Origin of the sequence: Bradyrhizobium sp. 149 (assembly GCF_023073915.1) — a bacterium.
Taxonomy (GTDB): Bacteria; Pseudomonadota; Alphaproteobacteria; order Rhizobiales; family Xanthobacteraceae; genus Bradyrhizobium.
Genome location: NZ_JADPKK010000013.1, coordinates 585,280 through 601,139 on the forward strand (window position 1 = coordinate 585,280; position 15,860 = coordinate 601,139).

Here is a 15,860-nt window from a genome sequence, read left to right on the forward strand (position 1 = left end):
TGAAAACAGCGGCGAAGAGAATGAAGCAGCGCAGTGCCGGCAAGCCGGACATTGAGCTGGGCAAGCGAATCCGTCTACGGCGCGTCGAGATGAAGGTCTCGCAGGCCGAGCTGGGCGAGAAGCTCGGCGTCAGTTTCCAGCAGGTCCAGAAATACGAGAAGGGCGTCAATCGCGTCGGCGCGGCTCGGCTTCAGCAGATCGCCACTGCTCTCGATGTGCCCGTGACCTTCTTCTATGACGGCGACAACAAGGCCCGCGAAGTCGAGAGCCTGCTCTTCCTCGATAGCGCCTTCAGCCTGCGGCTGCTGCGCGCCTACAGCAAGATCAAGGACCAGACAGTGCAGCGTCAGCTCGTCTCGCTGATGGAATCGATCGCAGCGAACGAAGCCTGAGCCGATCGGCGTTCGCGCCTTTCCGGCCGATGTTCAATCCGCCGCGTCACGGGGGCGCGGCCGGATTGGACGAGACCCGGACTGCATATATCCGGGCCTGCGCACTTGCGCGGACTTCTCGGGCGGCATGACCGCCTCTTTTTGTTGTCCATTTTTCCCGTCGTCTCCCGCAGATTTCGCGAACCCATTCCGGCCCTGTGGCGACCTAATCCAGAGACCGCGTGCCTTGCGCGCGAAGTTCGCGATACGTCGTGCTTAAGGGGACCGCAACCGGGAGGCGCTAGCTTCCCGCCCATTTCTCGAATCAGCACGACGACCGGGAATTGCCGATGCGAGCGCCCGTCCGGGCCTCGTTTTGATGGGGAAAATGGGACACATGTCGAAACGCCATGCGATGATCATTGCCGTCGGCGTACTCGCGAGCGCCTCCGCGCTTGCACAGACCGAGACCATTGGACAGGCCGGGCCCAGGCCGGCGGCTGGGGCTGGTACGGTGCCGGCCACCGCCAATCCGGCCCACGCAGCCGCACCGAAGACTGCCGCGCCAGCGTCCGCTTCGACGGCAGAGAGCCGCTCGGCCGCGGCGCTCGCGCTGACGCACGAGCCGACCTATGACGAGGGCTCCGCCCAGCGCATCAAGGATGCGGCGCTCAGCTATTCCGATCTCGCCGTGCGCGGCGGCTGGCCGACGATCCCGGCAGACGCCAAATTCGTGCCCGGCGCCCAGGGCGCCAATGACGATCTCCTGCGCAAGCGGCTGATCGTCCCCGGCGATCTTTCCGCCGACAAGGCGAGCGGCGCCTTCGACCAGGATCTTGCCGATGCTGTGAAACGCTTCCAGGCCCGCCCCGGCCTCGCGCCGACTGGAACGGTGACGCCGCGCACGATCACGGCCATGAACGTCTCCGTGCAGAAGCGCATCCGGCAGCTGGAGGCCTCGCTCCAGCGGCTCGAGAACATGAATTTCGGCTTCGGCCAGCGCTATGTCGTGGTCAACATCCCCGCCGCCTTCGCCGAAGCGGTCGAGAACGACGTCGTGGTGCGGCGCTATCGCGTGATCGTCGGCAAGACCGAAAAGCCCTCGCCGACGCTGACGACGCAGATCAGCAGCGTCGTCCTCAACCCGACCTGGACAGTGCCCTCCTCGATCGCCAAGACCGAGATCTCCGCGCATATGCGCAAGGATCCCACCTACCTGTCGCGCATGCACATGGAGGTGCTCGACGCCCACGACAATCCGATCGATCCGAATTCGGTCGACTGGTCGGGCACGCACACGCCGAATTTCACCGTGCGCCAGCACAACGGCACGTATAACGCACTCGGCGCGGTCAAGATCGACATGCCGAATTCCTATTCGGTCTACATGCACGACACCAACCAGCGCAACCTGTTCAGCGACGACTACCGCTTCGATTCCCATGGCTGCTCGCGCGTCGACAATGTGCGCGATCTCGCCGCCTGGCTCTTGAAGGACCAGCCGAAATGGAGCCGCGCCGCGATCGACGCGGAAATCGCCACCGGCCAGCATCTCGAAGTCGCCATGGCAAAGAAAGTGCCGGTGGCCTGGATCTATCTCACGGCTTGGATGACGAAGGACCAGACCGTTCAATTTCGCAACGACGTCTATCATCAGGACGAGCAGCTCCTGGAGGCGACCGCGGAGGAGGCCGCGTTCTTCAGCAATGCCGGCAGCCATCCGCTGACCGCGCACATGACGAGATAGATCGCGCCATGCAACCGCGGCACAAGCTGATGCAAACCTGCTCGCCTTGCTGCGGTTGACCCCGGCCCTGCCCCGGCCGCACATTGCGCCTCGCCAATGATCAGCGAGCGCGCGATGCCCGACATGTCCAACACGACCGAAACACCCTACGCCGACGGCAAGATCCTCAAGCACACGGCCAGCGGCGTCGGCGTGATCACCTTCAACAATCCCGACAAGCGCAACGCGATGTCGCTGGAGATGTGGGAGGGATTTGGCGAGGCGCTGGCGAGCCTGCGCGACGACGCTGCCGTGCGCGTCGTGATCCTGCGCGGCGCCGGCGGCAAGGCCTTCGTGTCGGGCGCCGACATCAGCCAGTTCGAGAAGACGCGGCATAACGCCGCCGCTTCCGAGGAATACGGAAAACGTAGCGCCGCCCAGCGCGCGCTTCTCGCCGACTATCCCAAGCCGACGATTGCCTGCATCGAGGGCTTTTGCCTCGGCGGCGGCATGCAGGTCGCAATGCTCGCCGACATCCGCATTGCCTCCCACGGCAGCCAGTTCGGCATTCCCGCGGCAAAACTCGGCATCGCCTATGGCTATGAGGGCTTGCGGCACCTGGTGTCGCTGGTCGGTCCGTCCTGGGCGCGGCTCCTGATGTACACCGGCATGCGCATCGATGCGGCGGAAGCGTTACGCATCGGGCTGGTCGAGCGCGTGGTTCCGGAGGATCAGCTCTGGGGCGAGACCATGGAAATCGCCGAGACGATCGCGCAGAACGCGCCGCTCGCGATCAAGGCCGCCAAGCTCACCATCGCGCAAGTGCTGAAGGACGAAAGCGGCCGCGACATGGAGGCGATCAGGGCGATCGGCAATGCCTGCATGGACAGTGCGGATTTTCGCGAGGGTCGGCAAGCCTTCATGGAGAAGCGCAAGCCGCGCTTCCAGGGACGGTGATTCCGTTCTCGCGATGGCGGGAGGCACGTGAACATGCATTCAGGAAGATTAAATTCCCGCGCCCCTGCAACACCATAGCAACCAGTTGATTTGCCGAAAGTTCTCTCGCCATCAAAACGATGGAGATTGCGATGAAACTCAAATTTGCTGTTCTTGGTCTGGCTGCCCTGGGCGGCGCCGCGCTCGCGTCAGGACAGGCGCTCGCAGCGATGCCGAACGGCATCCCGCAGGCCGACCGTATCGCGAGCGGCCCGGCAGCCGACGTCGATCAGGTGCGCTGGGTCTGCAACCCCTGGGGCCGCTGCTTCTGGCGTCCGAACTATTACGGCGCCTACGGCTTTTACGGCGGCCCGCGACGCTTCTACGGCGGGCGTCCGTGGGGCTGGGGCGGCCACCGCCACTGGCGTCGCTGGTGAGTTGCGAGGGGCCGGTGGCAGGCGTTCGTGTCGGCGCCGACATTCGCCAGTTCGACAAGACACGTCATAACGCGGCCGCTTCCGAGGAATATGGCAATGCAGCGCCGCCCAGCGCGCGCTGCTTGCCGATTATCCCAAGCCGGCGATTGCCTGTATCTAGGGCTTTTGTCTCGGCTTTCATGGAGAAGCGCAAGCCGCAGTTAGTAGCGCCTCATAGGGTCGTGGCTGTCGTCACCGTCCTCTGACTCGCCAACCGGGACCTCTGCAAGATCTCCTTCAAGGCCTGAACGTTCGCGGAGCCCGCTCCCCTTCGCCAAATGAGTACAGTCCAGGCCCGATTCTCCGTTCGTCCCAACGGGTGGATGCTCAACAGCTTTCTGTCCGGAAAAGTGGTCAGAACGCTTTTGGGGATCAGGGCGACGCCCATGCCCGCAACGACGCAGCCCAGCATTGCGTGATACGACGCCAACTCGATCAGGCGCTCCGGCATTTCGTTTCGCCTTGCATACCAGTCTTCAAGTCGCTTGCGATGCGGGCATCCGTGTTCGAAGACGATGATGGTACGTGGTAGGTTGCTGCCTTTCTTGACGATCGGCGGATGATCGACAGCCGCAATAATCACCAACTCCTCCTCGAAGGCGAGCACCTTTTCAAAGGGCTCATCGGCGATGGGTTCGGCAACAAGCGCCGCGTCGAGATCGCCGGCGAGAATGGCGCTCGCGAGAACCTGCGGATTGCCGGTGCGAAGCTCCAGAACGACCCCCGGATGTCGCCGGTGGTATTCGCTGAGCAGTCCCGGCAACCTGACAGCGGCCGTGCTTTCCATCGCGCCGAGGCAGAACGTACCGCGGGGTTTCGCGTCTTGGAGGGCATCGCGTGTTTCATCCGCAAGCGCGAGCAAGCGGTTGGCGTAGCCAAACAGCACTTGCCCCTGGGGCGCCAGATGAAGACGCTTACCCTCTCGAATGAAGAGGGCTACGCCGAGATCCTCTTCCAACTGCCTGATACGGGTCGTCACATTGGACTGAACGCGATGCAGCCGCTCGGCCGCGCGGGTCACGCCGCCTTCGCGCACAACAGCAACGAATATCCGCAGATCTGACAGATCCATATATCTCTCATGGAGATCAACTAAATCACAATTATTCATTATATGTGATGATACACGTCAGGTAAAGGTCGTGCACGGACGACAGCACTGCCGATCAGGCGACTACCGCCGCAAAGGCGGTGAACAAGGTTCGTCCCGCACAGGAGCTTGTCTGATGATCGTCACTGTCTTTCGCACACGGATGAATCCCGGCGTGCAGGGTGAATATGGGCCGATGGCAAAACGCATGAGCGAACTTGCGCGAACAATACCCGGCTACATCTCGCATAAGGGTTTTGTTGCGGATGATGGAGAGCGAGTGACGATCGTCGAGTTCGAGACCGAGGAAGCACTTCATCGTTGGCGGATCGATCCCGAGCACGCCAAGGCGAAGCGGCGCGGAGTCGAAGCCTTTTTCAGCGAATTCAAGTTCCAGATCTGCAGCGTCGTTCGGGAGCGGATATGGACCGCAAAGGCGGCCCGCGGGGTTTGAGGCGATCATCGACCAGAAGGGCAACCCAAGGCACTCGAAGCGAAGCCTTAAAAGCGGTGCGCAAGTTAGGCTCGCTAAGAGAGTCGGGGTCAGAACCACTTTCGCGATCGCGGTAAGAGTCCGACTTGCGGCGAGCCGCCTCGCCCGAATTCGACCTCTCCCCGCCAGCGGGGCGAGGTGACGCCACCCCGCCGTCCGGTTGCTTTCAGAGCGCCGCGAGCACCGCCTTCGTAATGTCGGCGGTGCCGTTGCTGCCGCCGAACTCCATCGGCTTGATGCCGCCAGCATAGACCTGGTCCACGGCGCGCTCAATTTGCTCGCCGGCCTCAGCCGCGCCCTCGACGCCGTGCTTGTTAGCGAGCCAGTCCAGCATCATCGCGGCCGACAGGATCATGCCGGTGGGATTGGCCTTGCCCTGCCCCATGATGTCAGGCGCGGTGCCGTGGCAAGGCTGGAACACGGCGTACTTGTCGCCGATGTCGGCCGACGGCGCCATGCCGAGGCCGCCGATCAGGCTGGCGGTGATGTCGGAGACGATGTCGCCGAACATGTTCTCCATCACCATCACGTCGAAATCCCAGGGACGCTTGACCAGCATCGCCGAGCAGGCATCGACATAGAGCCGGTCGGTCTTCACCTCGGGATGACGCTTCTCGATCTCGTCGAAGATGCCGCGGAAGAAGGCAAAGGCCTTGAACACGTTCGCCTTGTCGACGCAGGTCAACGCGCCGGGCTTGCCGCGCGCCTTGCGTCGCTCGGCGAGGCGAAACGAGAACTCGAACAGGCGCTCGGACGTCCTGCGCGTGATCACCATGGTCTCGCGCGCCTCCTCATGGGTGACGACGCCTTTGCCCATCGACGCGAACAGGCCTTCGGTGGATTCCCTGATCACGACGAGATCGATGCCGCGCTGGTCGGCGCCGACGATCGGGCTCGGCACGCCCGGAATGAGCCGCGCCGGGCGCACGCCGGCATAGAGATCGAAGATGAAGCGCAGCTCGATCTGCGGCGCGATCTCGGTGTTGTCGGGGTAGCGCACCGACGGCAGGCCGCAGGCGCCAAGCAGGATCGCGTCCGCCTCCTCGCACAGCTTGATCGTGGTGTCAGGCATCGACTTGCCGGTGGCGAGATAATTGTTGGCGCCCGCCGGCGCCTCGGTGAAGCGGAAACTCAAGCCGGATTTCGTCTCGATCTTGCGCAGGACCTCGATGGCCGGCGTCATGACTTCGGGACCGATGCCGTCACCGGCGAGCACGGCAATGTGGAAGGCATTGTTTGCGGACATGGGGGAGCCTCAGGAAAAAGCTAAGTCGTCATTGCGAGCGAAGCGAAGCAATCCAGAACTGCATCTGCGGAGACACTCTCGATTGCTTCGTCGCTTCGCTCCTCGCAATGAGGAGGATGGAGCGTTGGTTACGGCGTCAGCACCGTGCGGCCAACCACCGCGCCCTGCTGCAACTGCACCAGCGCGTCGTTGGCCTTGGCGAGCGGCTGCCGCGTCACCGGGATCGGCGCCACGTTCTTCGTTCGCACGAGATCAAGCAGCTCCTGCGTCTCGCGCAAGTTTCCGACATAGCTGCCCTGGATCGTCACCGCCTTGATCGGAATCAGCGGCAGCGCCCAGGTCGCGCCGCCGCCGAACAGTCCGACGATGACGAGCTTGCCGCCCTTGGTCAGGCAGTCGAAGCCGAGCTGCGTGGTGGCGGCGTTGCCGACGAGATCAAGCACGGCGCGGATGGGGCCACCGGCTTTCTTGGCAAGCTGCTCCAGCGCATCCGGCGCCTTGGGATCGATGGTCGCGAGTGCACCGGCCTTCTCCGCGGCTTCGCGTTTCTTCGCATCGATGTCGACCATGATCGCGCCCTTGCCGCCCATGGCCTTCAAGAGCGACAGCGCCATCAGGCCAAGCCCACCGGCACCGAACATCACGATTGGCGTGTCGAAATGCTGCTCGATCTTCTTCAGTGCGCTGTAGGTCGTGACGCCCGAGCAGGCGTAGGGTGCCGCCGACGCGGGATCGAGTCCTCTAAGATTGAGCAGATAGCGCGGATGCGGCACCAGCATGTGGTCGGAATAACCACCGTCGCAATAGACGCCGAGTGAGCGCGGCGTCAGGCACATGTTCTCGTCACCGCCGAGGCACGTGGCGCATTTGCCGCAACCGATCCAGGGATAGACCAGGCCGACGTCGCCAAGCTTGAGATCGCCCTGGTCGGTTGGCTTGACGTCCGGACCGAACGCCAGGATTTCACCGACCGTCTCGTGCCCCATGGTCAGCGGCAGGTTGATGCCGCGGTCCTTTAGCGACAGCGGCTTGCGACCGTGGCCGAGATCGTAACCGCCTTCCCAGATGTGGAGGTCGCTGTGGCAGACGCCGGCAGCCTTCACCCTGATCAGCACCTGCGTGCCGGACGGCTGCGGCGTCGCCTCGTCGAACTCCTGCAGCGGTGCCTTGAAATTCGCGACCTTGAAACTTTTCATCGGCGTCCTCCCGGATATTTTTTATTGTCGCCGCCACCATGGCATGGGCGGCGTGACGAGACAAACTCGGCCCTGTCTAGTTTAAGCCGGCGGATAATGGCAAGCCGACCACGCGCAAAGCCGCGTTGCTCGCTGCACGAGCCTGTCTGTCAACCTTGCGCGGCTGTTTTGCCTGACGGAATTGGCGCACCGTCGGTGAGCCCGATCTCCGCGCGCAGTTCGCCCGTGTGTTCGCCGAGCACGGCCATCGCCGTGGCCGGCGCCGTGTCGGCGCCCGACATCCGGAACGGCAGGTTGAGAACCCTAAACGAGCCGCCTTCGTCCTCCACGGACGAGAGCGCCTGCCGGTGCGCGAGCTGCGGATCGGCCAGTGCTTCGGACACGGTGCGGTAGGCCGAGGCCGGCACGCCGGCCGCACCTAGCGCGAGGAGGCATGCCTCCGTCGAGAGCTGCCGCGACCAGGCCTCGACACCGTCCATCAAGTCGGCCCAATGGTCGCGACGCGCGGCGTAGGTGGCGAAGCGCGGATCGGAGATCCATTCGGAGCGGCCGATCACCCCCATCAGGCCCTGAAACGTCTTCTCGCTGGCAATCGTGATCATGACGTAGCCGTTGGCCGTCTCGGTCGGGCCGAACATCGGGCGCGGCGGCGGCTTCACGGTGAACTGCGAGTTCTGCAACTCGATCAATGTCAGCGTCAGCATCGATTCCAGCATGGAGACGTCGATGTGCTGGCCGAGGCCAGTCACCGTGCGCTGGTAGAGCGCCGACGCAATCGCGCCAAAACCGTAGGTGCCGGTGACGACGTCGGCATGATAGATGCCGCAATAATCCGGGCGGCTGCGGCCGGGCTGGTAGGCGAGATGCGCCATGTCGTAGCCGGAGGCCGCATGGATCACCGGTGCGTAGGCCGGCAGCTCGGCCGACGGGCCGCTCTGGCCGTAGCCGGAGATCGAGCAGTAGATCAGCTTCGGATTGATGGTACGTATTCTGTCGTAGTCGAGCCGCAGCCGGTGCATCACGCCGGGGCGAAAATTCTCGACCAGGATGTCGGCAGTCGCGGTCAGCCGGCGGACCGCCTCCTTGCCGTCCTCGGATTTGAGGTCGAGCACGACGCTCTTCTTGCCGACATTGAGCTGGCCGAATACGGTGCTACAGCCCTTGCGCAGCGGCGGCCGGGTCCGCATCGTCTCGCCGCCGTCCGTCTCGATCTTGATGACCTCGGCGCCCATGTCGGCGAGCATCCGCGCACAATGGGGACCGGCGATGGTCGTCGAAAAGTCCAGGACCCTGAGGCCGGCGAAGGCCTTTGTCGTCGTCCCCTCATGCTTATCTGATAGCTGCATGCCTGCTTGCGTCCTCGAGTCACTTAGGAACTATCGAAGTTCTCTGTTGTTGATGCGCCGACCCTAAAGGGCGGCGGCTGAGTAGGAAAGTCTTTACCGAACGGACGCGTCTCGCGGGCAGGCTTGGAAATTCCAGGGCAATTGGACCCGTTCTTGCATAGCAGCAACCGGGCTCGGGCGGAGGGGCAGCTGTTCTTGAGGGTCTTGTTCGTTACAACAGAGATGGACGACTTCGTCCGCGTTGGCGGACTCGGAGCCGTTTCCGCGGCACTCCCTCGAGCCCTTCGTCCTTTCGCCGATATCCGGGTCATGTTGCCCGGCTATCGCGACATCATCGAACAACTCACGCATATTCAGGTCGTTGGCCGCTGTCCGGCGTTCGCGGAGATGCCGGCCTGCTCGCTCGGCCGGGCCGCGACCAAGGACGGCCTGCCGGTCTATGTGCTGTTGTGCTCGCAACTCTATGACCGGCCCGGCAACCCCTATGGCGACGAGTCGGGGCGCGACTGGCCCGACAACGACATCCGTTTCGCGCGCTTTGCCTCGGCCGCCGCTGAACTCGCCATGGGCACGCTGGACAAGGATTGGGCAGCAGACCTGATCCATGCCAATGACTGGCAGGCTTCGCTCGTGCCGGCCTACCTCGCCTGGCGCGGCGCCAAGCTGCCGTCGATCCTGACCATTCACAACCTCGCCTATCAGGGTCTCTTCCCGAAGGACTCGCTGCGGCGGATCGGCGCACCCGAGAGCTCCTTCCACATCGACGGCGTCGAGTTCTATGACCAGCTCTCCTTCCTCAAGGCCGGACTGGTCTACGCCTCGCATCTCACCACCGTCAGCGGGACCTATGCGCGGGAAATCACCACGGACGAATTCGGCTGCGGTCTCGAAGGCCTGCTTCGAGTCCGCTCCGACGCCGCCGAACTCACCGGCATCCTCAACGGCATCGACGAGAGCTGGGACCCGCGCTCCTGCGCCCAACTCGCCCAGCAGTTCGGCGCCGGCGACTGGATCGGCAAGAAGGCCAATGCGGATTATGTGCGCAAGCAGTTCGGGCTTGCGGTATCGCGCGGCCCGATGTTCGGCATCGTCGCACGGCTCGTGCATCAGAAAGGCATCGACCTCGTGCTGGCGGCGGCCGACGAGATCGTCGATGCCGGCGGGCAGATCGTGGTCACCGGCTCCGGCGAGCCGGCGCTCGAGCAGGCGCTGATCGACGCGCATCGCCGGCGGCCTGACGCGATCGGGGTCGTGATCGGCTTCAACGATGCCCAAGCGCGCCGCATCTTCGCCGGCAGCGATTTCACGTTGATGCCGTCGCGCTTCGAGCCGTGCGGGCTCAGCCAGATGTACGCCCAGCGCTTCGGCTCGCTGCCGATCGGCCACCAGACCGGCGGCCTCGCCGAGACCATTACCGATGGCGAAACCGGCTTCCTGTTCTCAAAACCCTCGCACGAATCCTTCCTCGGCGGCGTTCGCCGAGCGTTCTCCGCCTTCGTGGCGCAGGACCAGCTCGACACCATGCGTCGCAGCGCGATGGGACGGTCGTTCTCCTGGAGCATCCCGGCCGGCAGCTACAACGCGCTGTACCGGAAGCTGGCGTTGGTGTGAGGCCAGGACGCACCCACATATTCCGTCATTTCGAGCGTAGCGAAGCAATCCAGAATCCCTCCCCAGCAGCAGCCTGGATTGCTTCGTCGCAAGAGCTCCTCGCAATGACGGCGTTTGTGGCGGCCACCGCGCTCCTCACTTCTTGCCCCTCACATCCATCTGCGGCCGGCCGATCCAGGCCCTATTGAGACATCGGGTCATCCAGTCCGGCTGCGGCTCGCCGCGCAGCCGCGCCTGCGCTTCCTGGTAGGGACCAACATAGCGCAACCGATCCGGCAATTTCGGGTAGACGCGCCGTATCCATCGGAGCGCGTTGTCGCCCGACCTGATGTTGCGCGCGTCGAGCTCGAGACCAAAGCCCGCGCGCAAAGGCTCCGGCAGCAGGCTGGCCGTGAGTGCGCGATACCATCGCGGTGGCCGCAACCACGGACGGGCGCCGCCAAATACCTGTCTCGCGATCTCGCGCGCGGCCGGACTAACGGTCAGCGTGTCCGACTGCGTCATTGCCGCGATGTAGGCCGCAAAGCCCGACCAGTCCGCGGGCAGATCATCCGCCCTCAATCCGAACAAGGCGCCGAACGCCCGGCTCTCGGTCCAGTAGCGTTCGCGTTCCTCCGCCGAGAGCGGCGGCAAAACCAGATCATGCGCCATCAGCGCGGTCTCAACCAGCGTGGCATGAACCCAGCGCAGCGACGGGACGTCGTTGGCACAGTAGCGCGAGCCTGCGGCGAACGGACCGACGGTCTCGGGCATGTCGCCAACGATCATACTGTGGCGCCGGTGCAATTGCCGCGACGACAACAGCGCGCGGTCAAGCGAGCCGAACACCATGGCAAAGACGATGTCGAAGGTGCGGTGAAATCGCCCGATCGGATCGGCGAAGGTTTTGGAATGCTCGGCGATGGCTGCGGCGACCCAAGGGTGGGCCAGCTGCAGCAGCAGCGCACGACCGGCGCCGAGAAAGATGACGGCCTCCCGGTCGATCTGCCATGTCACCGAGGACGGGCCGAACACGCCGGCAACCGATCCCGCTGCGTCGGCGCGGACCTGATCGAGGGCAGATTCAAGATCGTTCCCGGACACCACTTGCAGCGCCTTTCGACTGCGGACGAGGATCGACGATCCGCAAGGCCTGTGGCAATTCGATGAATGCGCCAGATCGTGCTGCGCAACCGCGCGCGCCTGCACAATCTCGACGCCTGATCTTCCTCTCCCTACCCACTCCTGGCCGGCTGAACTCGTTCAGCCGGCCATTTCTTTTGCCGCGATCATGCCCTTGTGCCGCGTCTCCGGCATCACGAACAGGATAAGCAGAAGTCCCGTCGCGGCGACGCCAGACAGCCCGAAGAAGGCGGTGGCATTGCCAAACTTGTCGCTGACATAGCCGCCGAGCACGGTGCTCAGCGATGCACCGATGCCCATTCCCGTCCCGACGATGCCCTGCGCGAGGTTGAAATGGCCGCTGCCGAAGGCGACGTCGGCCACGATCAGCGGGATCATCACCGCGAACACCGCCGCGGTCAGGCCGTCGAACACCTGCACGAGCACCAGCAGATACGGATCGCGCACGGTTGCGAACAGCAAGCCGCGAATCGTCAGCGCCGCAAATCCAATCAGGAGCAGCGGCCTGCGGCCCCATGCTTGCGCCTTGCGCCCGACTGTCGGCGACAGCAGCGCCACGATCGCCTGCGGCACGACGATGCAAAAGGCGACGAGCACCGTCGCCCACTGGCTCGATCGCGCAGTCACCGCGCTTGCCATCAGCGGCATCATCGCAGCATTGGCGAGTTGCAGCAACAGCACGCTCAGCGCAAAGACAATGAGCGGCTTCTGCCGGATCAAGTGCCAGATATTAGTATCGCCACGATCCTCCGCCTCGCGCGGCATCTCGCCGTGACAGCGCGCGATGTCAACCTCATGCTCGCGGATGCGCGACAGCGCGATCAGGGTCGGGATGACGAGCAGGAAGGTGACCAGGAACACCGAGCGGCTCGAGAGCAGATAACCAGCGGTGCCCATCACAGCGGCGGCAACGCCGTTGCCGAGCGAGGCGAACCGTGCGTTGCGGCCGAGCCGCTCTCCGATCACGAATGGACCGACAAGGCCAAGGCTGATCGCCGCGATCGCCGGCCCGAGCACGCAGCTTGCCGCCGCATGCAACGTAGCCGCGGCAATCACCACGGGGAAGATCGGCATCGCCGCATAGGCGAGCGCGCAGCAGCCGATGGTGGCGATGGCGAGGCCTGCGACCAGCCGCTCGGATTTCGCCGCATCGATGATGGCGCCGCCCGGCATCTGGCCGATCAGGGCAACGATGCCGCCGATCGACAGGACGAGGCCGATCTCGACCTGGGTCCATTTCTGGGTCGTCAGATAGACCGCGATGAAGGGGCCGAATCCGGTCTGCACGTCGGCGAGGAAGAAGATGAACCAGTCGAGGCCGCGCAGGCTCTGGCGCGACGGCGCCGGAATGCCTGCAGGCGATAGCGCCGAAACGTTGTCCTGCTCAACGCGGCCGTCGCGATCCGCATGGTTCGGCTTCCTCGACAACAGCACCGGCGGCCATCCCTCCCCGCGCCTCACTGAACAGCTTGCAGCGGCTGCAGGCTGCCAGACGCGCCGAGCACCACCATCGGTGTGTCCTCCTTGTATTCCGGCGCGGCCGCGACCTGCGCCTTGGTCAATTCCAGCGTGATGCTGTCCTTCTTGTTGACGATCTTGCCGAACCGCATCGCATTCCAGTCCACCACGATCTTGCGGCTGCCGACGCCAAGGAAGCCGCCGAAATCGATCACGGCAGCGCGCACGTGCCCGCTCCGATCGACGATGACGTCGACGATGCGGCCCATGTCCTCGTTCGCGGCGCTGAGTACGTCACGGCCAAGCACACCGTGCGCATCGCTCGCACCAATGATCGTAACCGACGGTGGTGGCGCGGCATTCTTTGGCGTGACCGGGACCGATGACGCCGGCGGCTGCACCGTCGGCGGCGCATTCGCTTCAGTTCCGGCAGGGGGTTGCTCTTCCGCGGCGCGTGACACCGCGAGCGTCATTCCCCCGACGAACACGACGCCCAGGGCGAACCATCCGGCGGTACGCATGCACCCTCCTGACGGCGCGTCGCTAGCGCGCCAGCACGATCGAGACCTGGATCTGGCCCCGCGTGCGCAACACCTCCAGCGCCACGTCGTCGCCATGGCGGCTGACGCGCAGGTCCACGCTGGACTCGCCCAGACGCAGATCGCGCAAAATCACCTCGTGCAGGAACGCAGGCAGATGCGGATTGCGCAGCCGGATCTCGCCGCGCGCCACGTCGAACTCGATGCCGAGCGCCGCCTCCAGCAGCGTGAACGCCGTTGCGCTGGCCCAGGCCTGCGGCGCGCAGGCGACCGGATAGAGCGTCGGCCCGCGCCGCTTTTCGCGCCGGAAACCGCAGAACAATTCGGGCAACCGGCGCAGGTCCATGTAGGTCGCCGCGTCGAACAGTCCCTTGAAGACATGCGCGACCGAATGTTTGAGCCCGTAGCGCGCGAGCCCGAGCGCGATCAGCGCATTGTCGTGCGGCCAGATCGACCCGTCATGATAAGACATCGGATTGTAACGCACCTCGCCTTGCGCGACGGTGCGGATGCCCCAGCCCGAGAAGAAATGCGGTCCCATCAAATCGGCGGCGACCAGGCGCGCGCGGTCCTCGCGGATCATGCCGCTGAACAGGATCTGACCGGCGTTCGAGGTCCGCACCTTGCAGGGCCGCTTCCTGCCGTCGAGCGCAAGCGCATAGGTGCGGAGCTCCTCGCACCAGAACGCGGCCTCGAACCGCTCGGCCAGCGCCTTGGCCTCGGCCTCGAGCTTTTTGGCGAGATCAGGCTTGCCCAGGCGGAGCGCGCAGCGCGCGGCGAGCCGCTTGGCGGCAAAGACGTAACCTTGCACCTCGGCCAGCGCGAGATTGCCTTCCGCAAGCTGGCCATCGGCATGAAAGATCGCGTCGTAGGAATCCTTCCAGCCCTGATTGGCGAGGCCCTTTTCCGTGGCGCGCTGGTATTCGACGAAGCCGTCCCTGTCGGGGTCGCCGGGGCCGTCGATCCAGGCCAGCCCCGCTTCGATGGCCGGCCACAGCTCAGTCAACGTCTTCTCGTCGCCGGTGCGTTCGAAATAGCTTCCTGCGAGCAGGACGAACAAGGCCGTGGAATCGACGCTGCCGTAATATTGCGCGAACGGCACCTCGCGCAGCGCCGCCATCTCGCCGCCGCGCATCTCATGCAGGATCTTGCCCGGCGCAGCATCGGCGAGCGGATCGACCTCCTTGGCCTGGAAATGGGCGAGCCGCCGCAGCACGCCCTTGGCGATCCGCGGATCGACCCACAGCATCTGCAGCGCGGTAATGAGCCCATCGCGGCCGAACGTCGTCGAGTACCAGGGAATCCCCGCATAGGGATAGCGGCCCTGCGGCGTCTCCGTCATCAGCATGTTGAGGTCGGCCATGGCCTGGCACAGCACCTCGTTGAAGATGTTGTTGGAGGTCTCGATGCTGGCGGCCCCCATAGTCGATTGCCGCATCTCGCGGCGATGGGCGAGCAGCCCCCTGAAAAAGCGCGCCGGCTTCTCCGCGATCGGCCGATTGCAGGACACGGCCACGAACAGCGATTTCGATTCATGAGGGTCGAGTTCGATCTGCCAGCTCGCGGCATTCACCGACAATTTCGTCGGACGCGGATCGAAATGCAGGCCCGTGGTGCGCTCGGCGTCATCAAGTCCGCGGTAGTCGAACAGCACGTCGGTCGGTCCTAACAGCCGGCTCGAGCCGATGCCGCGGCGCGGGCGCCGCTCGCCGCGGACCTCGAACAGATCGGCGAAATCATTGTCGAACAGCAGCGTCAGCTCGAAGCCGGCGCGGCGGTCGCCGTGGTTCTGCACGCCGATGCGCTGGTAGGCGGTGCCGCGCCACAGGAAGATCGTGCGCACGATGTGCAGCAGGTCCTTTTGCAGCACGAGGCTGCCCTGCCGGTAGATGTCCGGATTGGTGAGATCGACGGTGAGGGCCGAATTGTCGTCGCGCAGGTTCGAGCCGAGCAGCAACGGCTGGAGATCGTCGAGCACGAGCTCGAGCCTCGCAAGGTAGCGCGTATCGTAATGGAACAGGCCGTCGGGCCCGCCGGCCGAGGCGCCGATGTCGCCATGGCTATCGAGCACGATGAAGGTGTCGTCGTGCTTGAGCGAACGCCGCGGCCGCGCCGACGGTCCCGTCATTGGGATATAGAAAGGCTGCTCCGCGACCTGGTCCAAGGTCCGCGTCACGGAGACGAATTGGGTAACGGCTTCAGCCGACATCAGCAGCTCCCCTGCGCTTGTTTCGACACGCAACCGACTCG

The 15,860-nt window shown here is 64.5% G+C and carries 14 protein-coding genes and 1 pseudogene; 7 read left to right on the forward strand and 8 right to left on the reverse strand.

Annotated elements, in window-relative coordinates:
* Positions 1 to 20 precede the first annotated feature (20 nt).
* The 5 genes and pseudogenes from IVA88_RS08090 to IVA88_RS08110 all read left to right on the forward strand — a co-directional run.
* Positions 21 to 392, forward strand: coding sequence for a helix-turn-helix transcriptional regulator (locus IVA88_RS08090; protein WP_026233304.1), 372 nt, complete (start codon positions 21 to 23; stop codon positions 390 to 392).
* Positions 393 to 768: 376 nt separating this feature from the next.
* Positions 769 to 2,118 carry a L,D-transpeptidase family protein gene (locus IVA88_RS08095; RefSeq protein ID WP_247496750.1) on the forward strand — a complete coding sequence of 450 codons (1,350 nt, stop codon included), beginning with the start codon at positions 769 to 771 and terminating at the stop codon, positions 2,116 to 2,118.
* Positions 2,119 to 2,232: 114 nt separating this feature from the next.
* Positions 2,233 to 3,054, forward strand: coding sequence for an enoyl-CoA hydratase (locus tag IVA88_RS08100; protein ID WP_247496751.1), 822 nt, complete (start codon positions 2,233 to 2,235; stop codon positions 3,052 to 3,054).
* A 131-nt stretch (positions 3,055 to 3,185) separates the two neighbouring features.
* On the forward strand, positions 3,186 to 3,470 hold the full coding sequence (locus tag IVA88_RS08105; protein WP_247496752.1) for a hypothetical protein: 285 nt from the start codon (positions 3,186 to 3,188) through the stop codon (positions 3,468 to 3,470).
* 1 nt (position 3,471) lies between these two features.
* Positions 3,472 to 3,627: pseudogene (locus tag IVA88_RS08110) on the forward strand (enoyl-CoA hydratase); the annotation flags it as partial.
* Between the two features lie 54 nt (positions 3,628 to 3,681).
* On the opposite strand, the gene IVA88_RS08115 reads toward IVA88_RS08110, so the two are convergent.
* The gene (locus tag IVA88_RS08115) at positions 3,682 to 4,581 is read right to left on the reverse strand and encodes a LysR family transcriptional regulator (RefSeq protein ID WP_247496753.1); all 900 of its coding nucleotides are present in this window, start codon (positions 4,579 to 4,581) and stop codon (positions 3,682 to 3,684) included.
* 154 nt (positions 4,582 to 4,735) lie between these two features.
* On the opposite strand from IVA88_RS08115, the gene IVA88_RS08120 reads away from it, so the two are divergent.
* Complete coding sequence (locus tag IVA88_RS08120) at positions 4,736 to 5,053, forward strand: antibiotic biosynthesis monooxygenase (protein WP_247496754.1); 318 nt, start codon at positions 4,736 to 4,738, stop codon at positions 5,051 to 5,053.
* Positions 5,054 to 5,258: 205 nt separating this feature from the next.
* Here the strand turns inward: IVA88_RS08120 and IVA88_RS08125 are convergent, their stop codons facing one another.
* The 3 genes from IVA88_RS08125 to IVA88_RS08135 all read right to left on the reverse strand — a co-directional run bounded on the left by IVA88_RS08125 (position 5,259) and on the right by IVA88_RS08135 (position 8,880).
* Positions 5,259 to 6,338 carry an isocitrate/isopropylmalate dehydrogenase family protein gene (locus IVA88_RS08125; RefSeq protein WP_247496755.1) on the reverse strand — a complete coding sequence of 360 codons (1,080 nt, stop codon included), beginning with the start codon at positions 6,336 to 6,338 and terminating at the stop codon, positions 5,259 to 5,261.
* 128 nt (positions 6,339 to 6,466) lie between these two features.
* Entirely contained in the window at positions 6,467 to 7,534 is a 1,068-nt protein-coding gene (locus tag IVA88_RS08130) for an alcohol dehydrogenase (RefSeq protein WP_247496756.1), read from the reverse strand.
* 149 nt (positions 7,535 to 7,683) lie between these two features.
* Positions 7,684 to 8,880: a CoA transferase gene (locus IVA88_RS08135; RefSeq protein WP_247496757.1), complete on the reverse strand. Its 1,197-nt coding sequence runs from the start codon at positions 8,878 to 8,880 to the stop codon at positions 7,684 to 7,686.
* 189 nt (positions 8,881 to 9,069) lie between these two features.
* On the opposite strand from IVA88_RS08135, the gene glgA reads away from it, so the two are divergent.
* Positions 9,070 to 10,491: a glycogen synthase GlgA gene (gene glgA, locus IVA88_RS08140; RefSeq protein WP_256466778.1), complete on the forward strand. Its 1,422-nt coding sequence runs from the start codon at positions 9,070 to 9,072 to the stop codon at positions 10,489 to 10,491.
* A 135-nt stretch (positions 10,492 to 10,626) separates the two neighbouring features.
* On the opposite strand, the gene IVA88_RS08145 is transcribed toward glgA, so the two are convergent.
* The 4 genes from IVA88_RS08145 to IVA88_RS08160 form a co-directional block, all read right to left on the reverse strand.
* Positions 10,627 to 11,577, reverse strand: a complete 951-nt coding sequence (locus IVA88_RS08145) for an oxygenase MpaB family protein (protein ID WP_247496759.1) — start codon at positions 11,575 to 11,577, stop codon at positions 10,627 to 10,629.
* Positions 11,578 to 11,733: 156 nt separating this feature from the next.
* Positions 11,734 to 13,047: an MFS transporter gene (locus tag IVA88_RS08150; protein ID WP_247496760.1), complete on the reverse strand. Its 1,314-nt coding sequence runs from the start codon at positions 13,045 to 13,047 to the stop codon at positions 11,734 to 11,736.
* 23 nt (positions 13,048 to 13,070) lie between these two features.
* Positions 13,071 to 13,592, reverse strand: a complete 522-nt coding sequence (locus tag IVA88_RS08155; RefSeq protein ID WP_247496761.1) for a PRC-barrel domain-containing protein — start codon at positions 13,590 to 13,592, stop codon at positions 13,071 to 13,073.
* 22 nt (positions 13,593 to 13,614) lie between these two features.
* Positions 13,615 to 15,819, reverse strand: coding sequence for an amylo-alpha-1,6-glucosidase (locus IVA88_RS08160; protein WP_247496762.1), 2,205 nt, complete (start codon positions 15,817 to 15,819; stop codon positions 13,615 to 13,617).
* Between the last annotated feature and the right edge of the window lie 41 nt (positions 15,820 to 15,860).

Coding starts and splice junctions, on each gene's coding strand:
- IVA88_RS08090 (WP_026233304.1), top strand. CDS start 21: ATGAAGCAGCGCAGTGCCGGCAAGCCGGACATTGAGCTGGGCAAGCGA.
- IVA88_RS08100 (WP_247496751.1), top strand. CDS start 2,233: ATGCCCGACATGTCCAACACGACCGAAACACCCTACGCCGACGGCAAG.
- IVA88_RS08095 (WP_247496750.1), top strand. CDS start 769: ATGTCGAAACGCCATGCGATGATCATTGCCGTCGGCGTACTCGCGAGC.
- IVA88_RS08135 (WP_247496757.1), bottom strand. CDS start 8,880: ATGCAGCTATCAGATAAGCATGAGGGGACGACGACAAAGGCCTTCGCC.
- IVA88_RS08115 (WP_247496753.1), bottom strand. CDS start 4,581: ATGGATCTGTCAGATCTGCGGATATTCGTTGCTGTTGTGCGCGAAGGC.
- IVA88_RS08125 (WP_247496755.1), bottom strand. CDS start 6,338: ATGTCCGCAAACAATGCCTTCCACATTGCCGTGCTCGCCGGTGACGGC.
- IVA88_RS08160 (WP_247496762.1), bottom strand. CDS start 15,819: ATGTCGGCTGAAGCCGTTACCCAATTCGTCTCCGTGACGCGGACCTTG.
- IVA88_RS08120 (WP_247496754.1), top strand. CDS start 4,736: ATGATCGTCACTGTCTTTCGCACACGGATGAATCCCGGCGTGCAGGGT.
- IVA88_RS08130 (WP_247496756.1), bottom strand. CDS start 7,534: ATGAAAAGTTTCAAGGTCGCGAATTTCAAGGCACCGCTGCAGGAGTTC.
- IVA88_RS08105 (WP_247496752.1), top strand. CDS start 3,186: ATGAAACTCAAATTTGCTGTTCTTGGTCTGGCTGCCCTGGGCGGCGCC.
- IVA88_RS08155 (WP_247496761.1), bottom strand. CDS start 13,592: ATGCGTACCGCCGGATGGTTCGCCCTGGGCGTCGTGTTCGTCGGGGGA.